The 16,563-nt window shown below is 67.7% G+C and carries 11 protein-coding genes; 5 read left to right on the forward strand and 6 right to left on the reverse strand.

The features are described from left to right. Positions 1 to 3: 3 nt before the first annotated feature. Complete coding sequence (locus tag HV793_RS12935; RefSeq protein ID WP_125470346.1) at positions 4 to 903, reverse strand: VOC family protein; 900 nt, start codon at positions 901 to 903, stop codon at positions 4 to 6. 23 nt (positions 904 to 926) lie between these two features. Beyond that, the gene (locus tag HV793_RS12940; RefSeq protein ID WP_175213275.1) at positions 927 to 2,186 is read right to left on the reverse strand and encodes an alpha/beta fold hydrolase; all 1,260 of its coding nucleotides are present in this window, start codon (positions 2,184 to 2,186) and stop codon (positions 927 to 929) included. 219 nt (positions 2,187 to 2,405) lie between these two features. Here HV793_RS12940 and HV793_RS12945 point away from each other — a divergent pair, with 219 nt between their 5' ends. Further along, positions 2,406 to 3,116 carry a TetR/AcrR family transcriptional regulator gene (locus tag HV793_RS12945; protein ID WP_175180844.1) on the forward strand — a complete coding sequence of 237 codons (711 nt, stop codon included), beginning with the start codon at positions 2,406 to 2,408 and terminating at the stop codon, positions 3,114 to 3,116. Positions 3,117 to 3,994: 878 nt separating this feature from the next. On the opposite strand, the gene HV793_RS12950 is transcribed toward HV793_RS12945, so the two are convergent. Next, positions 3,995 to 4,723 (reverse strand): IclR family transcriptional regulator, encoded by a 729-nt coding sequence (locus HV793_RS12950; RefSeq protein ID WP_119451136.1) that lies wholly within the window; start codon positions 4,721 to 4,723, stop codon positions 3,995 to 3,997. Between the two features lie 199 nt (positions 4,724 to 4,922). Between HV793_RS12950 and HV793_RS12955 the strand changes: the two genes are divergently transcribed. The 4 genes from HV793_RS12955 to HV793_RS12970 all read left to right on the forward strand — a co-directional run bounded on the left by HV793_RS12955 (position 4,923) and on the right by HV793_RS12970 (position 9,150). Further along, the gene (locus HV793_RS12955) at positions 4,923 to 5,861 is read left to right on the forward strand and encodes a hydroxymethylglutaryl-CoA lyase (protein WP_175213276.1); all 939 of its coding nucleotides are present in this window, start codon (positions 4,923 to 4,925) and stop codon (positions 5,859 to 5,861) included. An 89-nt stretch (positions 5,862 to 5,950) separates the two neighbouring features. Then, positions 5,951 to 7,147 carry a CaiB/BaiF CoA transferase family protein gene (locus HV793_RS12960; protein ID WP_175213277.1) on the forward strand — a complete coding sequence of 399 codons (1,197 nt, stop codon included), beginning with the start codon at positions 5,951 to 5,953 and terminating at the stop codon, positions 7,145 to 7,147. 2 nt (positions 7,148 to 7,149) lie between these two features. After that, entirely contained in the window at positions 7,150 to 8,136 is a 987-nt protein-coding gene (locus tag HV793_RS12965) for a Bug family tripartite tricarboxylate transporter substrate binding protein (protein WP_054454785.1), read from the forward strand. Positions 8,137 to 8,169: 33 nt separating this feature from the next. Beyond that, positions 8,170 to 9,150: a Bug family tripartite tricarboxylate transporter substrate binding protein gene (locus HV793_RS12970; RefSeq protein WP_233564587.1), complete on the forward strand. Its 981-nt coding sequence runs from the start codon at positions 8,170 to 8,172 to the stop codon at positions 9,148 to 9,150. 21 nt (positions 9,151 to 9,171) lie between these two features. Here HV793_RS12970 and HV793_RS12975 read toward each other — a convergent pair whose 3' ends face one another. The 3 genes from HV793_RS12975 to HV793_RS12985 are packed head-to-tail and all read right to left on the reverse strand — an operon-like array spanning position 9,172 to position 16,501. Next, positions 9,172 to 12,261 (reverse strand): efflux RND transporter permease subunit, encoded by a 3,090-nt coding sequence (locus tag HV793_RS12975; protein WP_175213278.1) that lies wholly within the window; start codon positions 12,259 to 12,261, stop codon positions 9,172 to 9,174. Next, entirely contained in the window at positions 12,258 to 15,338 is a 3,081-nt protein-coding gene (locus tag HV793_RS12980) for a multidrug efflux RND transporter permease subunit (RefSeq protein WP_175213279.1), read from the reverse strand. Before HV793_RS12980 ends, HV793_RS12975 begins: the two co-directional genes overlap by 4 nt. Next, positions 15,335 to 16,501 carry an efflux RND transporter periplasmic adaptor subunit gene (locus HV793_RS12985; protein WP_175213280.1) on the reverse strand — a complete coding sequence of 389 codons (1,167 nt, stop codon included), beginning with the start codon at positions 16,499 to 16,501 and terminating at the stop codon, positions 15,335 to 15,337. Before HV793_RS12985 ends, HV793_RS12980 begins: the two co-directional genes overlap by 4 nt. Between the last annotated feature and the right edge of the window lie 62 nt (positions 16,502 to 16,563).

Here is a 16,563-nt window from a genome sequence, read left to right on the forward strand (position 1 = left end):
GTCTCAGTGCCGCGCGGCCGAGATCCGCACGCGGTCCCGGTCCAGTACGTCGATCGTGCCGCTGACGCCGCCGGTGAACAAGCCATACCAGACGGCGGGCTTGAGTCCCAGGGCCTTGCGCTGGAATTCCACCGGGCCGTCGGAGACGATGCAGTCGAAATGCTCGCCCGGCACCACGGTGCAGTTTTCGCGACCCGAGGCGTCCTCGACCAGGGATGAAAACTCTTCGACGCGCGGCACGAAGATCCGCACGGACGGTTCGACGCCGCCATCCGCCAGCTCCAGCCGGTCTTCCAGCAGCGCCGCCTTGCGCGCCCAGACGTCGTCGATGTGCTGGATGCGCCCGCCGGCTGATTCCGCATCGGCCTCGGCCTGCATGGCCGCCTGCAGCGTCAGGGCGGCGTCGATCGAGTCGACTTCGCCCAGCGGCCGCAGCTTGCGCGTGAATTCGATGAAATAGCCGTTCGGATCGCGCACGTAGATGGATTCGATCACTTCATGGCGGGTTTCGACCGAGACTTCCAGCCCGGCATCCTGCAACTTCTGCTTCCAGGCCTTGAGCTCGTCCTCGCTTTCCACCAGCCAGGCGGTATGCGTGGCGTCGAACACGTGGTCTTCCGGCAGCGGCCGCATGCGGCTGCGTCCGCGCAGCGCCTCGGGTTCGTCGGAACCCAGGTAGTAGAAGAAGGCGATGGTGCTGCCCTGGCCGCTGTCGAAGAAGAAATGCAGGAAGTCCGGGTGCGTGGCGGGACCCCAGCCGCGCGCCGAGATCACATGCACCAGCGGCAGGCCGAGGATGTCGCGATAGAAGGCGACGGTTTCGCGCAGGCGCCAGGTGGGCCGCGCCGTATGGTCCACGCCGTGCAGGCGCAGGGGGGCGGGGGTCTTGGGAGTTGCAGTCATGACTTGCTCCGTCGGCATTCGGATTACAGGAAACGTTGGCGCAGCCAGGCGGCCAGTTCGCGGCCGGCCGCGTAGCGCCCGGGCTCTTCGCCTTCAACCAGCGCGCGGCCGTGGTGATCGCCGCGGATGCGCAGGTGGGTCTTGTCCGGCGCGGGGATGGCGTCGTGGATGGCGCGCACGTCGGAAGGGAAACAGGCCTGGTCGCCCGTGTATTCGACGATCAGGGTGGGCTGACTGATGCCGCCGGCGGTGCGCGCCATGCTGGCGTTGGAAGACAGGCCGGACCAGGTCGACAGCCAGCTCTCGGGCGTGCAGAAGCGGGCGAAGCCGACGGCGCCGTAGTTCGACGCGTACGGATCCTTGCCCCAGAGCGAGCCCGGGTGGCGGTCCGAAGGATCCAGGCTGAGGTCCAGGCAACGCAGGTCGGCGTCGGTGCGCCAGACCACCAGCACCGGCGTGTGCGCGGCCTGGCGCCGGCGTTCGGCCGAGGCGTCGGCGCCGCTCTTGACGTCGGCGCGGGCCGCGAGGCGGTCGGCGATCATCTGCCGCGCCTGCGCGTCCAGGCGCGCCACGCGGTCGCGCTGCGCCTGGCGGTAGCGGGCGACGAACTCCGGCGCATAGCGCGCCTGGCCCTTGGGCCGATAACCGTTCTCGGGCGCCAGCGGATCCAGGTCCGGCGTTACCGACAGCGCGTCGTTCTCGTCGGCGACGGACGGATCGATGCAGTTCAGCAGCAGCGAGCCCTGGCCCGGGTGCGGGCCCACCAGCACCAGGCCGTGCACTTCGGGCATGTCCAGTTCATCCAGCCCGCTGGACTTGCCGCCCGGTGTGCGGGTGACGCGCTCGCCAGCGGGCAGGCCGGCCTGCTGCGCATAGAACGCGTACAGGCCGGCGCCGCCGGAATTGCCCAGCAGCACGATTTTCTTGAAGCCCTGTTCGCGCAGGAAGCGCAGGCCGGCGGCCACGTCCTGCAGCGCCTGTTCGTGTTCCAGCCTGAGATCGTTGCCGACGGAGCGCGCCCCTTGCGACCACGCCGCAAGACCGGCGCCGACGATGTCGGGGATCAGGTAGTGGCAGGCCATGAACTCGCGTGGATGCATCACGCAGACCACGGTGTCGGGACGGGGGCCGGCCGGCTGGTACAGCGATCCGGAAGTGGCGGCGCCGTCGGCGGTGCGCAGCACGACGTTGCGGGTCGAGGCGCCGGCGGGCAGGTCGCGCGGATTCCAATCGGTGTTGAGAAAGCCTGCGGTGATCTGGCTGGAGGGGGCGGCGGTAGTCACATTCGTCTCCTGTGGCGATGGTCCTGGGACCTCGGTTTGACGTATTAGACGAATATTTGACTTTAGTGTCAATTAAATTTAAAAAACTGACAGTAGCGTCAAAAATTGGGGACTCAGTCGCGGGAAAACGCCGGCCGGCGCGGCTTGGAGACGTAAACGCGCATGCCATAATTTCGGGACGGGGCCGTCCCGGACGGTCCATTCGAGGAACATCGCAACGTGAACGACGCAAGCACCAAGGGAGCGCTGAAGGGCGAAGCGCTGCGCACCGCCATACTCGACGCCGCGGCGACGCTATTCATCAAGCGCGGCAGCGGCGGCACCAGCATCCAGGACATTGCCGAATCCCTGGGACTGAGCCGCACCGCCGTCTACTATTACTTCAAGAGCAAGGACGAGATCCTGCGTTCGCTGACCGAGGACGTGCTGAGCGCGGCCAAGAAAATGGCCGGCGAGACCGCCACCCGCGAGGACCTGGATCCGGTCGAGGCGCTGCGCGCGCTGGTCACGCGGCATGCCGACCTGATCCTGTCGCGCACCGCCGAGTTCCGCGTGGCCGACCGTACCGAGGCCGACATGACGCCCAAGCAGCGCGCCGCCGTGCAGGCGTCGCGCCGCAACGTGCTGGAGAACTTCAGCCGCGTCATCGAAAACGGCATCCGCGACGGCCAGTTCCGCATGGTCGATCCGCACGTCGCCGCCTTCAGCCTCATCGGTATGTGCAACTGGTCGGCGTGGTGGTACAAGCCCGACGGCCGCCTGAGCCGTGCCGAAGTCGCGGCCATCATGGCCGACATGGCGGTGCAATCGCTGTTGCGCGACGCTGCCCGTCGGCCGCGCTCGCCGGACGTGAGCGAGTCCTTGCGGTTGGTGCGCGAGGATCTGGATTATCTGGAGAAGCTGGTGTTGCCCGGCGGGCAGCAGCCTTGATTGTCGTGGACCGCGGCGACTCAAGAACCATGTGTCACAGAGTCGAAGCGACAGGGCTTCGAGCTTGCGGATGTCGGGGTTCTTAAGCCGCCGAGGCAGCCCTGCGCCATTCCGATGCTCGCCCCGGTGGGGCTGCGCTTCGGATGGCTCCGGGCCGCCTCGGCTGACAGTCGCCTAATGCGTTGGGTTTGGATCCCGTTCATGGGCAGATGCCGTAAGCCGGTGGCCGGGCGGAGGGATCCGAAGCGCAGCCCCACCGGGGCGAGCATCGGAATCCCGCAGCCCGGACGCCGGCGACTCAAGAACTCCACTTCACCGCTTCGAGCTTGCGGATATCAGGGTTCTCTAGCCGCCGAGGCAGCCCTGCGCCATTCCGATGCTCGCCCCAATGGGGCTGCGCTTCGGATGGCTCCGGGCCACCTCGGCTGGTAGTCGCCTAATGCGGTGGTTTCGAACCCCGTTCATGGGCAGATACTGTGAGCCGGTGGCCGGGCGGAGGGATCCGAAGCGCAGCCCCACCGGGGTGAGCATCGGAATCCCGCAGCCCGGACGCCGGCGACTCAAGAACCCAGCCTCACAAAGTCGAAGCGACAGGGCTTCGAGCTTGCGGGTGTCAGGGTTCTTTCGCCGCCGAGGCAGCCCTGCGCCATTCCGATGCTCGCCCCAATGGGGCTGCGCTTCGGATGGCTCCGGGCCACCTCGGCTGGTAGTCGTCTAATGCGGTGGTTTCGAACCCCGTTCATGGGCAGATACTGTGAGCCGGTGGCCGGGCGGAGGGATCCGAAGCGCAGCCCCACCGGGGCGAGCATCGGAATCCCGCAGTCCGGACGCCGGCGACTCAAGAACCCTTCCTCAGTGGGGCCCCGGCTCCGGGTCCGCTAACCGACTTTCCCCGTCAGGCGCCGCGCCGCCTCCTGTACCGCTGCCAGATGGGCGGCAACGTAACGATGGACGGGCGCGGTCAGCGTCACTGCCGCCGCGATTTCGCCATTGAGCAGAAAGACGGGCGCGGAAATACCCGCCACTTCCGCCAGGCGATCGCCCATGGCTGCGAAATAACCGTCGGCGCGGATGCGCGCATGCAGTTCCTGGTCCGGTCCCGGCGCCCGCCCCAGTAGGGGATCGTAGGCCGTCAGGACGCGTCCGCCGCTGCCGCGGTCCAGCGGCAGCAGATCGCCCGCGCGGATGTGGTCTCTTACCGGATGCGGCGAATCCACGCGGTAAAGGCACAGACGCGCATCGCCCTGGCGGACGTGATAGGCCGCGCTTTCGCCGGTTGCCGCGACCAGGTCGCGCAATACCGGCATGACCACCTCTTCCAATGAAAACGAGGCTGCGTAGATGCCGTGCAGACGGGCGATTTCTCCGCCCAGGGCATAGCGGCCATCGTCCAGGCGCTGGATCCATCCGGCATGCTCCAGCGACGCCAGCAGTCGCAGGACCGTGCTCTTGTACAGACGCGTGCGCTCGGCCAGTTCGCCCAGTGACAGAGCTTTGTCGCCGGCCGCATAAACCGACATCAGGCTGAGCGCGCGGTCTACCGCAGCCACGCCGCCTTGGGCGGCATCGGTATCGGCCAGTGATTCCGTGGCGGCTTTACGCGGCATGCGCGGCTCCGTGGGGTTGATTCCGGGGCGGGACCATATTCCATCCTTTAGAACGAATGACGGCATTGTAGGCGCTGCCTAATGCCCCGCTCGTGGTTTTCCTGTACGCCACGGCGCTTGACAGCTACGGTCGGTGAATTCAATAATTCTATCTAAAGAAACATCGTTCTATTAGATAGAATTATTGGAGATTTCAAACATGGCCCAGCCCAACGACCGCAAACCCGACGTCCTGATCAGCGAGGTCGGTCCGCGCGATGGCTTGCAGTCCGTCAAGGCGACCATGCCCACCGCCGACAAGCTGCGCTGGATCGATGCGCTGGTCGCGGCTGGCGTGCGCGAAATCGAAGTGGCTTCCTTCGTGCCGGCGCGCCTGCTGCCGCAGATGGCGGATGCTGCCGAGGTGGTGCGGCATGCGGCGCGCCATCCGGCGCTTACCGTCATGGCGCTGGTGCCCAACCTGCGCGGCGCCGAGGCGGCGCTGCGGGCCGGCGTCCACAAGCTGACGATGCCGGTCTCCGCCAGCCGCGAGCATTCGCTGGCCAATGTGCGCAAGACGCCCGAGGAAATGGTGGAGGAGGTCCGGGCGATCGCGCGGCTGCGCGACGAGCTGGCTCCCGCGGTGAAGCTGGAGGCCGGCATTTCAACGGCCTTCGGCTGCACCTTGCAGGGCGTGGTGCCCGAAGACGAGGTCATCCGCCTGGCGGCGCTATGCGTGGCTGCGGGCGCCGACGAATCGGGGCTGTCGGACACCGTCGGCTATGCCAATCCCGCGCAAGTGCGGCGGCTGTTCCGCCGTCTGCGCGCGGAAATCGGCGAGAAGGCGGGCGCCGCCCACATGCACAACACGCGTGGTCTGGGCCTGGCCAACTGCCTGGCTGCCTGGGAGGAAGGCGTGCGCACCTTCGACAGTTCGCTGGGCGGCCTGGGCGGATGCCCCTATGCGCCGGGCGCGTCCGGCAACGTCGTCACCGAAGACCTGGTCTTCATGTTCGAGGCCATGGGCGTGCGCACCGGCATTGACCTGGATGGAATCCTTGCCGCACGCGCGCCGCTGGCGGCCGGCCTGCCCGGCGAGCCGTTGTATGGCATGACCCCCGACGCCGGCTTGCCCAAGGGATTCGTCCAGCGGGCCTGATCGGCCATTCCCGCAGGCCTACGACCTAGATACACGCGGCCAGGCCGGCCTTTGCCGTAATGGCCCTTACTTGCAGAAGATCCACACCCATGTCCAGCCACGCCCATCCGCGCCTTCCGTACGAAAACATCCGCGTCGTCGAATTCACTCACATGGTCATGGGCCCGACCTGCGGCATGCTGCTGGCGGACCTTGGCGCCGAAGTCATCAAGGTTGAGCCGATAGGCGGCGACAGCACGCGCCGCCTGCTCGGGTCGGGCGCGGGCTTCTTCCCCATGTTCAACCGCAACAAGAAGAGCATCGCCCTGGACCTGAAGCAGCCCGAGGGCATAGAGGCCGCGTTGCGCCTGATTGATTCCGCCGACATCGTGAGCGAGAACTTCAAGGCCGGCGTCATGCAGAAGCTGGGCCTGGACTACGCCACGCTCAAGCAACGCAATCCCCGCCTGATCTACGTGAGCCACAAGGGCTTCCTGCCCGGACCCTACGAACACCGGACGGCGCTGGATGAAGTCGTGCAGATGATGGGCGGTCTGGCCTATATGACGGGGCGTCCCGGCGATCCGCTGCGTGCGGGCGCCAGCGTCAACGACATCATGGGCGGCATGTTCGGCGCCATCGGCGCCATGGCGGCCCTGGCGCAGCGCGAGCAGACGGGAGAGGGCACGGAAGTGCAGGCCTCGCTGTTCGAGAACAACGTCTTCCTGGTGGGGCAGCACATGATGCAGTACGCCGTCACCGGACGCGCTGCCGCGCCCATGCCCGGCCGCATCTCGGCCTGGGCCATCTATGACGTGTTCACCGTCAAGGGCGGCGAACAGATCTTCCTGGCCGTGGTCAGCGACAAGCAATGGGGCACCTTCTGTCGCGCCTTCGGCTTGGCCGAGCTGCTGGCCGATCCGCGCCTGGCCAGCAACAACGACCGCGTGCAGGCGCGCGACTGGCTGATGCCGCAGCTGCGCTCGCACTTGGCGGACCGCAGCGCGGCCGAGTTGGCGGCGGTGTTCGAGCATGAAGGGTTGCCCTTCGCGCCGATCACGCGGCCTGAGCAACTGTTCGACGATCCGCATCTGGCGGCTACCGGCGGCCTCGCGCCCATCACCCTGGAGGACGGGCGCGAGTCCCTGGCGCCGCTCGCGCCCTTCACGCTGGGCGGCGCCCAGCCCGGAATACGCCTGCAGCCGCCTGCGGTGGGCGAACACACCGACGCGCTGCTGCGCGGCGTCGGCTATCGCGACGACGAAATCGCAGCCTTGAAAGCAAGGCAAATCACACAAGGAGACTAATCATGATCACGCTATCCCGCCGCGCTTTCCTGGGCGCGGCGATGTGCGCTGCGGCCTTGCCGCTGCGCGCCCAGACCGCAGCCGCCTATCCGAACGGGCGGCCTGTGCGCCTTATCGTTCCCTATACGCCGGGCGGCGGCACGGACTCAGTGGCGCGCGCCATCGCGGCCAAGGTCACGGCGCTGGCCGGCTGGTCGGTGGTGGTGGAGAACCGACCCGGCGCGGGCGGAAACATCGGCATGGATTTCGTGGCCAAGGCCAAGCCGGACGGCTACATGCTGGGCCTGGGCCAGACCGCCAACCTGGCCATCAATCCCGCCCTGATGCCGCAGATTCCCTTCGACGCGGAAAAGGACTTCGCGGCGGTCTCCCTGATCGCATCGCTGCCGGTCGTGCTGGTGGTCAAGGCCAACGCACGCTGGCAGACCTTGGCCGACTTGATCAAGGATGCGCGGGCCGAGCCTGGCGCCATCAAGCAGGCGCTGGCGGGTTCCGGCACGGTGGGCCATCTGGCGGGCGAACTGCTCGCCTATCAGGGCAAGTTCCAAGTGCTTAACGTGCCTTATCGCGGCGCGGCGCCTGCGCTCAACGACTTGTTGGGCGGCAATACCGACTACATGTTCGCCACGCCGCAGGCCGCGCAGGAAATGCTCAAGGGCAAGGTGCTGCGGCCGTTGGCCGTCAGCTCGCGCGCGCGGCTGGAGATCCTGCCCGATGTGCCCACCGTGGCCGAGTCCGGCTACGAGGGCTTCGAGGCGCTGGACTGGAAGGCGCTGGTCGCGCCGGCCGGCACCCCGCCCGAGGTGGTCCGGGCCGTCAACGCGGTAGTGGAGAAGGTGCTGGCGGATCCGGCCACAGTTGCCATGTTCACCGCTGAGGGCAGTACGGCCATGGGCGGATCTCCGGAGGCCGCGCAGCGCTACATCCAGGAAGAACAGAAGAAGTGGGCGCGCCTGATACGCGAAGCCGGCATCCAGACCGCCGCCTGACGCGCGCCGCAGACCATACCAGGAGACAAATCCGTGAAGCATCTTTTAGGAATTGCCGCGCTTGCCTGCGCTGTCGTGGCACAGCCCGCGCTGGGCAGTACCGGGTCGCAATGGCCCGAACGTTCCATCCGTCTGGTCGTACCGTTTCCCGCAGGCGGTCCGACCGATATCGCCGCGCGCGTGGTCGGCAAGGCGCTCTCCGACCGCTTGGGCACGCCTTTCGTCATCGAGAACAAGGCCGGCGCGCATGGCTTCATCGGCGCAGGCGACGTCGCCCGCAGCAAGCCGGACGGATACACGCTGATGATGGCCAGCATCGGCACCATGGCGATCAATCCGGGGCTCTATCCCGACATTCCCTACGATGCGAACAAGGACTTCACGCCCCTGGCGCTGGTCCTTACGGTGCCCATCGCAGTCGTGATCAACCCGCAACAGATGCCGGCGCAGACCGTGGGCGAGCTCGTGGACTACCTGAAAGCCCACCCAGATCGCGTGAACTACGGTTCGGCGGGGAATGGCGGCTCTTCCCACCTGGTGCCGGAGTATTTCAAGTACAAGACCGGCACCTCCATGACCCACATTCCCTACAAGGGCTCAAGCCCGGCAGTGACCGATCTGGTGGCGGGTCAGGTCCAGGTCATGTTCGATACGCTGCTGACCAGCACGCCTTTCGTGAAGGCCGGCAAACTGCGCATGCTGGCTGTCACGACAGCGCAGCGGCTGCCGGACTATCCAGAAGTGCCAACCATGGCCGAGGCCTTGGGCGCGCCGGATTTCGAAGCCTCGTCCTGGTTTGCGATGTATGCGCCGGCAGGCACGCCGCAGGCGGTGCAGCAAAAGTTGTCCCTGGCCATCAACCAGGCCCTGGGCGACGCGGCGGTGAAGCAGCGCCTGGCTGAACTGGGCGCGATTCCGGCAGGCGGCACGCCGGGCGAACTGGCGGACTTCCAGCGGGCTGAGCAGCGCAAATGGGCGCAGGTCATCAAGGCGGCGGGAATACTCCCGGACTGACCCTGCAGGCTGGCCCCTGCTTCAGGCCTCGGGGCCAGGACGCAGCCGGCCAGCCTTCCACTTCAACCGCAGCCTCTCCAGCGCCAGATACACGATCGGCGTGGTGTACAGCGTCAAGAACTGGCTGATCATCAGCCCGCCGACGATGGCGATGCCCAGCGGGCGGCGCAGCTCGGAGCCTTCGCCCATACCCAGCACCAGGGGCAGGGCGCCCAGCAGCCCCGCCAGGTTGGTCATGACGATGGGCCGCAGCCGCAGCATGGCGGCGCGGTGGATGGCCTGTTCCGGCGTGAGCCCTTCGCGCCGTTCCAGGCTGAGCGCGAAGTCGATCATCAGGATGGCGTTCTTCATGACGATGCCCACCAGCAGGAACAGTCCCAAGAGCGCGATCAGCGTGAATTCGATGCCGGCCAGGCGCAGCGCCAGCAGCGCGCCCACGCCGGCGGACGGCAGGGTCGACAGGATGGTGAGCGGATGCAGCGGGCTTTCGTACAGGATGCCCAGCACCAGGTAGATCGCTACCAGCACCGCCAGGATCAGCCAGGGCTGGTCCTGAAGGCTTTGCTGGAAGTTGCGCGCATCGCCGCCCAGGCGGGTCTGGATGTACGAGGGCACCATCAGCTCGGCCATGGTCTTGTCGATGGCGGCCAGGGCCTGTTGCAGCGATACGCCCTCGGCCAGTGAAAAGCCCACGCCCACGGCGGCGAACAGGCCGTCATGGAACACGCGGTCGTTCACCAGGCCGTAGTCATAAGTGGCGAAGGCCGTCAGCGGCACGCGCGTGCCGTCGGCGGCGACCACCTGCACCTGCTCCAGCACCTCGGGGTCCTCGGTGTAGCGCGGGTCCAGCTCCAGCACCACGCGGTACTGGTTCATGGCGTCGTACAGCGTGGCGACCTGGCGCTGGCTGAACGAGTTGCTGAGCACGCTGCTGATGGTGCCCATGTCCACGCCCAGGCGCTGCGCGGCGGCGCGGTCTATGTCGATCACGACCTGCTGGGTGGCGCCGTCGCCTTCCGCGTCGACGTCGCGCAGTTCGGGGATCTCCTGCATGGCCTTGGAGATCTTGCGCGACCATTGCCGCAGCGCCGGCACGTCGCTGGCCATGATGGCCAGTTCATGGTCGCCCGAATTACCGAACCCGCCGGGCATGCGCAGGTCCTGGTCCACGTTCAGGAAGAACATGCCGCCCGGCACTGCCGGCGCATTGGTGCGCAGCCAGTTGATGACCTCGGTCGACGATTCCTGGCGTTCGGCGGCGGGCTTCAGGCGGATCAGGAACAGGGAATTGCTGATGCCCAGGCTGCCGCCGTTGTAGCCGATGACGTCCTGCACCGCCGGATGCTTGAGCACCAGTTGGCGGTACTGGTCGATCTTGGGCTGCATGACCTGGAACGAGAAGCCGTCGTCGCCGCGCACGAAGCCCACCAACTGGCCGGTGTCCTGCACCGGCAGGAAGCCCTTGGGCGCCTGCACGTACAGGTAGACATTCAGCCCCACCACGCCGGCCAGCAGCAATAGCGTCAGGCGGGCATGGCCCAGCACCCGCCACAGGGTGTTGCCGTACCAGGCATGCAGGCGTTCGAAGATCGCCTGCATGCGCGATGGACGCGCGTTCGCCATGTGCGCGGCGGGAACGGCGGGCCTGAGCCAGCGGGCGCACAGGCTGGGGATGATGGCGACCGAGACCACCAGCGAGATGACGGTGGCGGCGACCAGGGTGATGGAGAACTCGCGGAACAGCCGCTCGACCAGGCCGCCCATGAACAGGATGGAGACGAAAACCACGCTCAGCGCCACGGTCATGGCCACCAGCGTGAAGCCTACTTCGCGCACGCCGCGCAGCGCGGCCTTGCGCGGCGAGAGGCCGCGCTCGATATGGCGCGAGATGTTCTCCAGCACCACGATGGCATCGTCCACCACCAGGCCGGCCGCGACGATCAGCGCCATCAGCGACAGATTGTTCAGCGAAAAGCCCCACAGGTACATGACGGCGAAGGTGGCGATCAGGCACACCGGAATCGCCACGCTGGGAATGGCCGCGGCCCGTGCATTGCCCAGGAACGCCCACACCACCAGGATCACCAGCGCGGTGGCCAGCCCCAGCGTGATGTGCGCTTCGCGCAAGGTGGCGTTGATGCCAGGCGAGCGGTCCAGCGCCACGGTCAGGTCCACGTCGGCCGGCATCAGCGCGCGCAGGCCGGGCAGGGCCTGGTTGATGGCGCCTATGGTTTCGATGATGTTCGAACCGGGCTGGCGGCTGATTGTCAGGACCACGGCCGGGTTGCGGTTGTGAAAGCCGCTGCTGTAGCGGTTTTCGACGGAATCGCTGACGCGTGCGATCTGCGACAGCCGGATCACGGCGCCGTCCTGGTGGCGCACGATCAGGCTTTCGTAGTCCCCCGCGGCGCGGGGTTGTTCGGGCGTACCGACTTCCCAGCGCCGGCTGGCGGAATCCAACTGGCCTTGCGGCCGCATGGGCGCGGCGTCGGCGATGGCCTGGCGCACTTCATCCAGCGCCACGCCATAGTGGGCCAGGGCGTTGGAATTGACCTGTACGCGCACCGCGGGCAGGGAGCTGCCGCCCATGGTTACTTCGCCCACGCCGTTGATCTGCGATATCTTCTGCGCCAGCACGGTCGAGCCCAGGTCGTAGAGTTCGCCCGCGGGACGGGTGGGCGAACTGAGCGCCAGTGCCATGATCGGTGCCTGGGACGGGTTGACCTTGCGATAGCTGGGATTGCCGGGCATGCCGGCGGGCAACTCGGCGCGGGCCGCGTTGATGGCCGCCTGCACGTCGCGCGCGGCCTCGTTGATGTCGCGATCCAGATCGAACTGCAGCTGTACGCGGGTCGCGCCCTGGTTGCTGGACGAAGTCATGGCGCTGACGCCGGCGATGCTGCCCAGCGCGCGCTCCAGCGGCGCGGCCACGGTGCTGGCCATGCTTTCGGGACTGGCGCCCGGCAGTTCGGCGCGCACCTCGATGGTGGGAAAGTCGACCTGGGGCAAGGGCGCGACCGGCAGCAGCCGCCATGCGACCGCACCCAGCAGGGTCAGCGCGATCGCCAGGAAGATGCAGGCGGTCGGGCGGTGCAGCAAGGCGCGGATCATGGCGCGGGGCCTTCAACCCCGGGTTTGGCGGCTGCGGCGCCGCGGCGCTGGCCCAGGCGGTGGAAGAACAGGTACACGGCGGGCGTGGTGAACAGGGTCAGCACCTGGCTGACCAGCAGCCCGCCCACCATGACCCAGCCCAGCGGCTGGCGCAGTTCCGCGCCCGAGCCCGTAGCCAGCATCAGCGGCAGCGCGCCGAACAGCGCGGCCAGCGTCGTCATCAGAATGGGACGCAGGCGCAGCAGCGCGGCTTCGCGGATGGCGGCCTGCGGCGCCAGGCCGCGCGAGCGTTCTGCCTCCAGGGCAAAGTCCACCATCATGATGCCGTTCTTCTTCACCAGCCCGATCAGCAGGATGATGCCGATGACGGCGATCAGGTCCAGCGGACGCCCGGTAAGCAGCAGCGCCAGGAAGGCGCCCACCGCGGCCGAGGGCAGGGTGGACAGGATGGTCACCGGGTGGATGGCGCTTTCATACAGCATGCCCAGCACCAGGTACATGGTGACCACCGCGGCCAGCATCAGCCACAGCGTGTTCGACAGCGAGGCCTGGAAGGCCGCGGCAGCCCCCTGCAAGCGCAGCTCCACGCTGACCGGCATGCCGATCTCCTGCCGCGCCGATTCGATGGCTGCGATGGCCTCTCCCAGGGAGCCGCCGGCGGGCAGGTTGAAGGACAGATTGACCGCGGGGAACTGCGACAAGTGGTTCACGGCCAGCGGCGCCGCGCGTTCGCTGACGGTGGCCAGCGCCGACAGCGGGATCGCCTGGCCGTCCTCGGTCTGCAGATGGATGCGTTCCAGCGCGTCCGGGTTCAGCGCCAGCTTGCGGTCCACTTCCAGCACGACCCGGTACTGGTTGGACTGCGTGAACAGGGTGGCCACCTGGCGCTGCCCAAAGGCGTTGTAGAGGGTCTGCGCCACGTCGTCCATCGTCACGCCCAGGCGGGCGGCGGCGTCGCGAGAGACCTGCAGGTAGGCCTGGCGGCCGTCGCCTTGCAGGTCGGTGGAAACGTCGGCCAGCGCGGGCGACTGCGCCAGGCGTTCGGCCAGGGCATGGGTCCAGCGCGCCAACAGCGCGCTGTCGGGGGAGGTCAGCGTGAACTGGTACTGGCCGCGGCTCACGCGGTCCTCGATATTGAGTTCCTGCACCGGCTGCAGATAGAGCGAGATGCCCTGGACCTCGCGGGCGCGCGCATCCAGCCGCGCCATGATGTCCGCCAGCGGCGCGCTGCGGTCCGACCAGGGTTTCAGGTTGATCAGCAAGCGGCCGGTATTCAAGGTGGTGTTCATGCCGTCGATGCCGATGAAGGACGACAGGCTGGCCACGTCGGGGTCGGCCAGCAGTGTCTCGGCCACCGCCTGCTGGCGCCGCGACATGGCGTCGAACGAGGTGCTCTGGGACGATTGCGTGACCCCTTGCAGCGTGCCGCCGTCCTGGGTCGGGAAGAAGCCCTTCGGCACGGCCAGGTACAGCAGCCCGGTCAGCGCCACCGTCGCCAGCATCACGGCCAGCGTCAGCCGTTGATGGCGCAAGGTCAGGTCCAGCCAACGGGCGTAGCCGGCCTGGATGCGGTCCAGCAGCCCCGGGCGCGTCGCTTCGTGCGCGGGCAGCAGCCGCGCGCACATCATCGGCGTCAGCGTCAGCGACACCGCCAGCGATATCAGGATGGCGACCGCCAGCGTCACAGCGAACTCGCGGAACAGACGGCCCACCACGTCTTCCATGAACAGCAGCGGAATCAGCACGGCGATCAGCGACAGCGTCAGGGACACCAGCGTGAAGCCGATCTGGCCGGCGCCCTTGAGCGCGGCCGACATGGGGCTGTGGCCTTGCTCGCGGTAGCGCGCAATGTTTTCCAGCATCACGATGGCGTCGTCCACCACGAAGCCCGCGCCTATCGTCAGGGCCATCAGCGTCAGGTTGTTGGTGGAGAAGCCCGCCAGATGCATGAAGCCGAAGGTGCCGATCAGCGACAAGGGGACCGCCAGGCTGGGGATCAGCGTGGCGGGCAGGTTGCGCAGGAACAGGAACGTCACCAGCACCACCAGGCCCACGGCGAAGGCCAGTTCCCATTGCACGCCGCGCACCGATGCGCGGATGCTCTCGGTGCGGTCCGTCAGCACGCGGACCTGCGCGGCGGCGGGCAGGCTGGCCGTCAGTTGCGGCAGCAGCGCCTTGACCTGGTCGGCCACGGCGATGACGTTGGCGCCCGGCTGGCGCTGGATGTTGACCAACACGGCCGGCTGCTTGTCGACCCAGGCGGCCAGATAGCGGTCTTCCGCCCCGTCTTCGACCGTGGCGACCTGGCCCAGCCGCACCGGCGCGCCGTTGCGCCAGGCCACGATCAGTTCGCGGTATTCCTCGGCGCTTTGCAGCTGGTCGTTGGCGTCCATGATGACCGAGCGCACCGGCCCGTCGAAGCTGCCCTTGGGCTGGTTCGAATTGGCCTTGCTGATGGCTTCCTGCACGTCGGCCAGCTGCAGGCCGCGCGCGGCCAGCGCCATGGGATTGACCTGCACCCGCACCGCCGGCCGCTGGCCGCCCGCCAGGCTGACCATGCCCACGCCGGACAACTGCGACAGGCGCTGCGTCATGCGGGTGTCGACCAGGTCGTAGACCTGGGGCAAGGGCAGGGAATCCGACGTGACCGCCAGCGTCAGGATAGGCACGTCGGCGGGGTTGACCTTGCGGTACACGGGCGGCGTCGGCAGGTCATTGGGCAGCAGCGCGCCGCTGGCGCTGATGGCCGCCTGGACTTCCTGCTCGGCCACGCCCAGCGACACGTCCAACGCGAATTGCAGCGTGATCACAGAGATGCCGCTGCCGCTGGTGGAGGACATCTGCTTCAGGCCCGGTATCTGCCCGAAGCGCCGTTCCAGCGGCGCGGTGACGGTGCGCGCCGTCACGTTCGGACTGGCGCCGGGGTACTGCGTGGTCACCTGGATGATGGGGTAATCCACCTGCGGCAGCGCCGCCACGGGCAACATGCGCCACGCCAGGATGCCCGACAGCAGCAGGGCGATCATCAGGAAGGACGTGGCGACGGGGCGCAGGATGAAGGGGCGCGACAGGCTCATGATTTCTGCGATTCGACAATTTGCACGTCGCGGCCGTCGTGCAGGCGGTCCACGCCTTCGACCACCACGCGTTCGCCTTCGGCCAGGCCGGCCTGCACCACGATGCGGCCAGCGTTGGCCGGGCCCAGCTCCAGCACGCGGCGCGTGGCGCGCGTGTCCTCGCCGATCACGAACACGAAGGCGCCCTCGGAGCCGTACTGCACCGCGGCCGTGGGAATGGAAATGACGTTGTCCTGCTGTACCACCGCCAGCCGGATGTTCACGAACTGGTTCGGAAACAGCGATTCGTCGGCGTTGGCGAAGCGCGCGCGTAGCCGGACGGTGCCGCTGGCGGCCTGGATGCGGTTGTCCAGCGCCTCCAAAGTGCCTTCGGCCAGCAGACGGCGGTCGTCCGCGTCCCAGGCCTGGACCCGCAGCGCGGCGTCGCGCGCCTGGGCCTGGCGCAGGATGTCCAGGCGCGTTTCGGAAATGCTGAAGAGCGCCGAGATCGGCCGGGTCTGGACCAGCGTGGTCAGGCCCTCGGCGTCAGCTGCGCGCACATGGTTGCCGGCGTCGATGCGGCGCAGCCCGATGCGGCCGTCGTGGGGCGCAACGATACGGGTGTGGTCCAGCAGGCGCCGGGCGTCGGCCACCTGGGCCTGGTTGCGTAGCCGCTGGGCCGCATGGGCGCGCACCTGGGCTTCGGCGGTATCCAATTGTTGACCCGACACCGCTTCCTGGCGCGCCAGCTTGCGGTAGCGCTGCAGATCGGCCTCGGCGTTCTCCAGCAGCGCCTGGGTGCGCGCCAGTTCGCCTTCGGCCGCGGCCAGCGCCGCAAGGTAGGGACGCGCATCGATCTCGGCCAGCAGTTGCCCGCGCGTCACGGCCTGGCCTTCAGTGAAATGCAGCTTCAGCAGTTCGCCATCGACCTGGCTGCGCAGGGTCACCTGCGCCAGGGGCGTGATGGTGCCAAGCGCATGCAGGTCGCGCTGCAGCGGACCGGCGCTGGCAGCCTCGACCGCGACGGCGACAGGGATCTGGCCATACTCGGGCGGACGCGCGGCGGGTGTGCCCTTGGATCCGACGTACCAGAGCGCCAGGGCAGCCAATATGACCAGCGCGGCGGCGATCAGGACCAGGCGTTTGCGTGGGAAATGAGGGCCCGTGGAAAGGGGCAGGGACATCGGGACTGCCAGGCTATGGGGTTACGGACAGTCCGGATTCTATATGAATAAAAACTATTCGC

This window comes from Achromobacter aegrifaciens, from assembly GCF_902859965.1.
Lineage (GTDB): Bacteria > Pseudomonadota > Gammaproteobacteria > Burkholderiales > Burkholderiaceae_B > Achromobacter > Achromobacter aegrifaciens.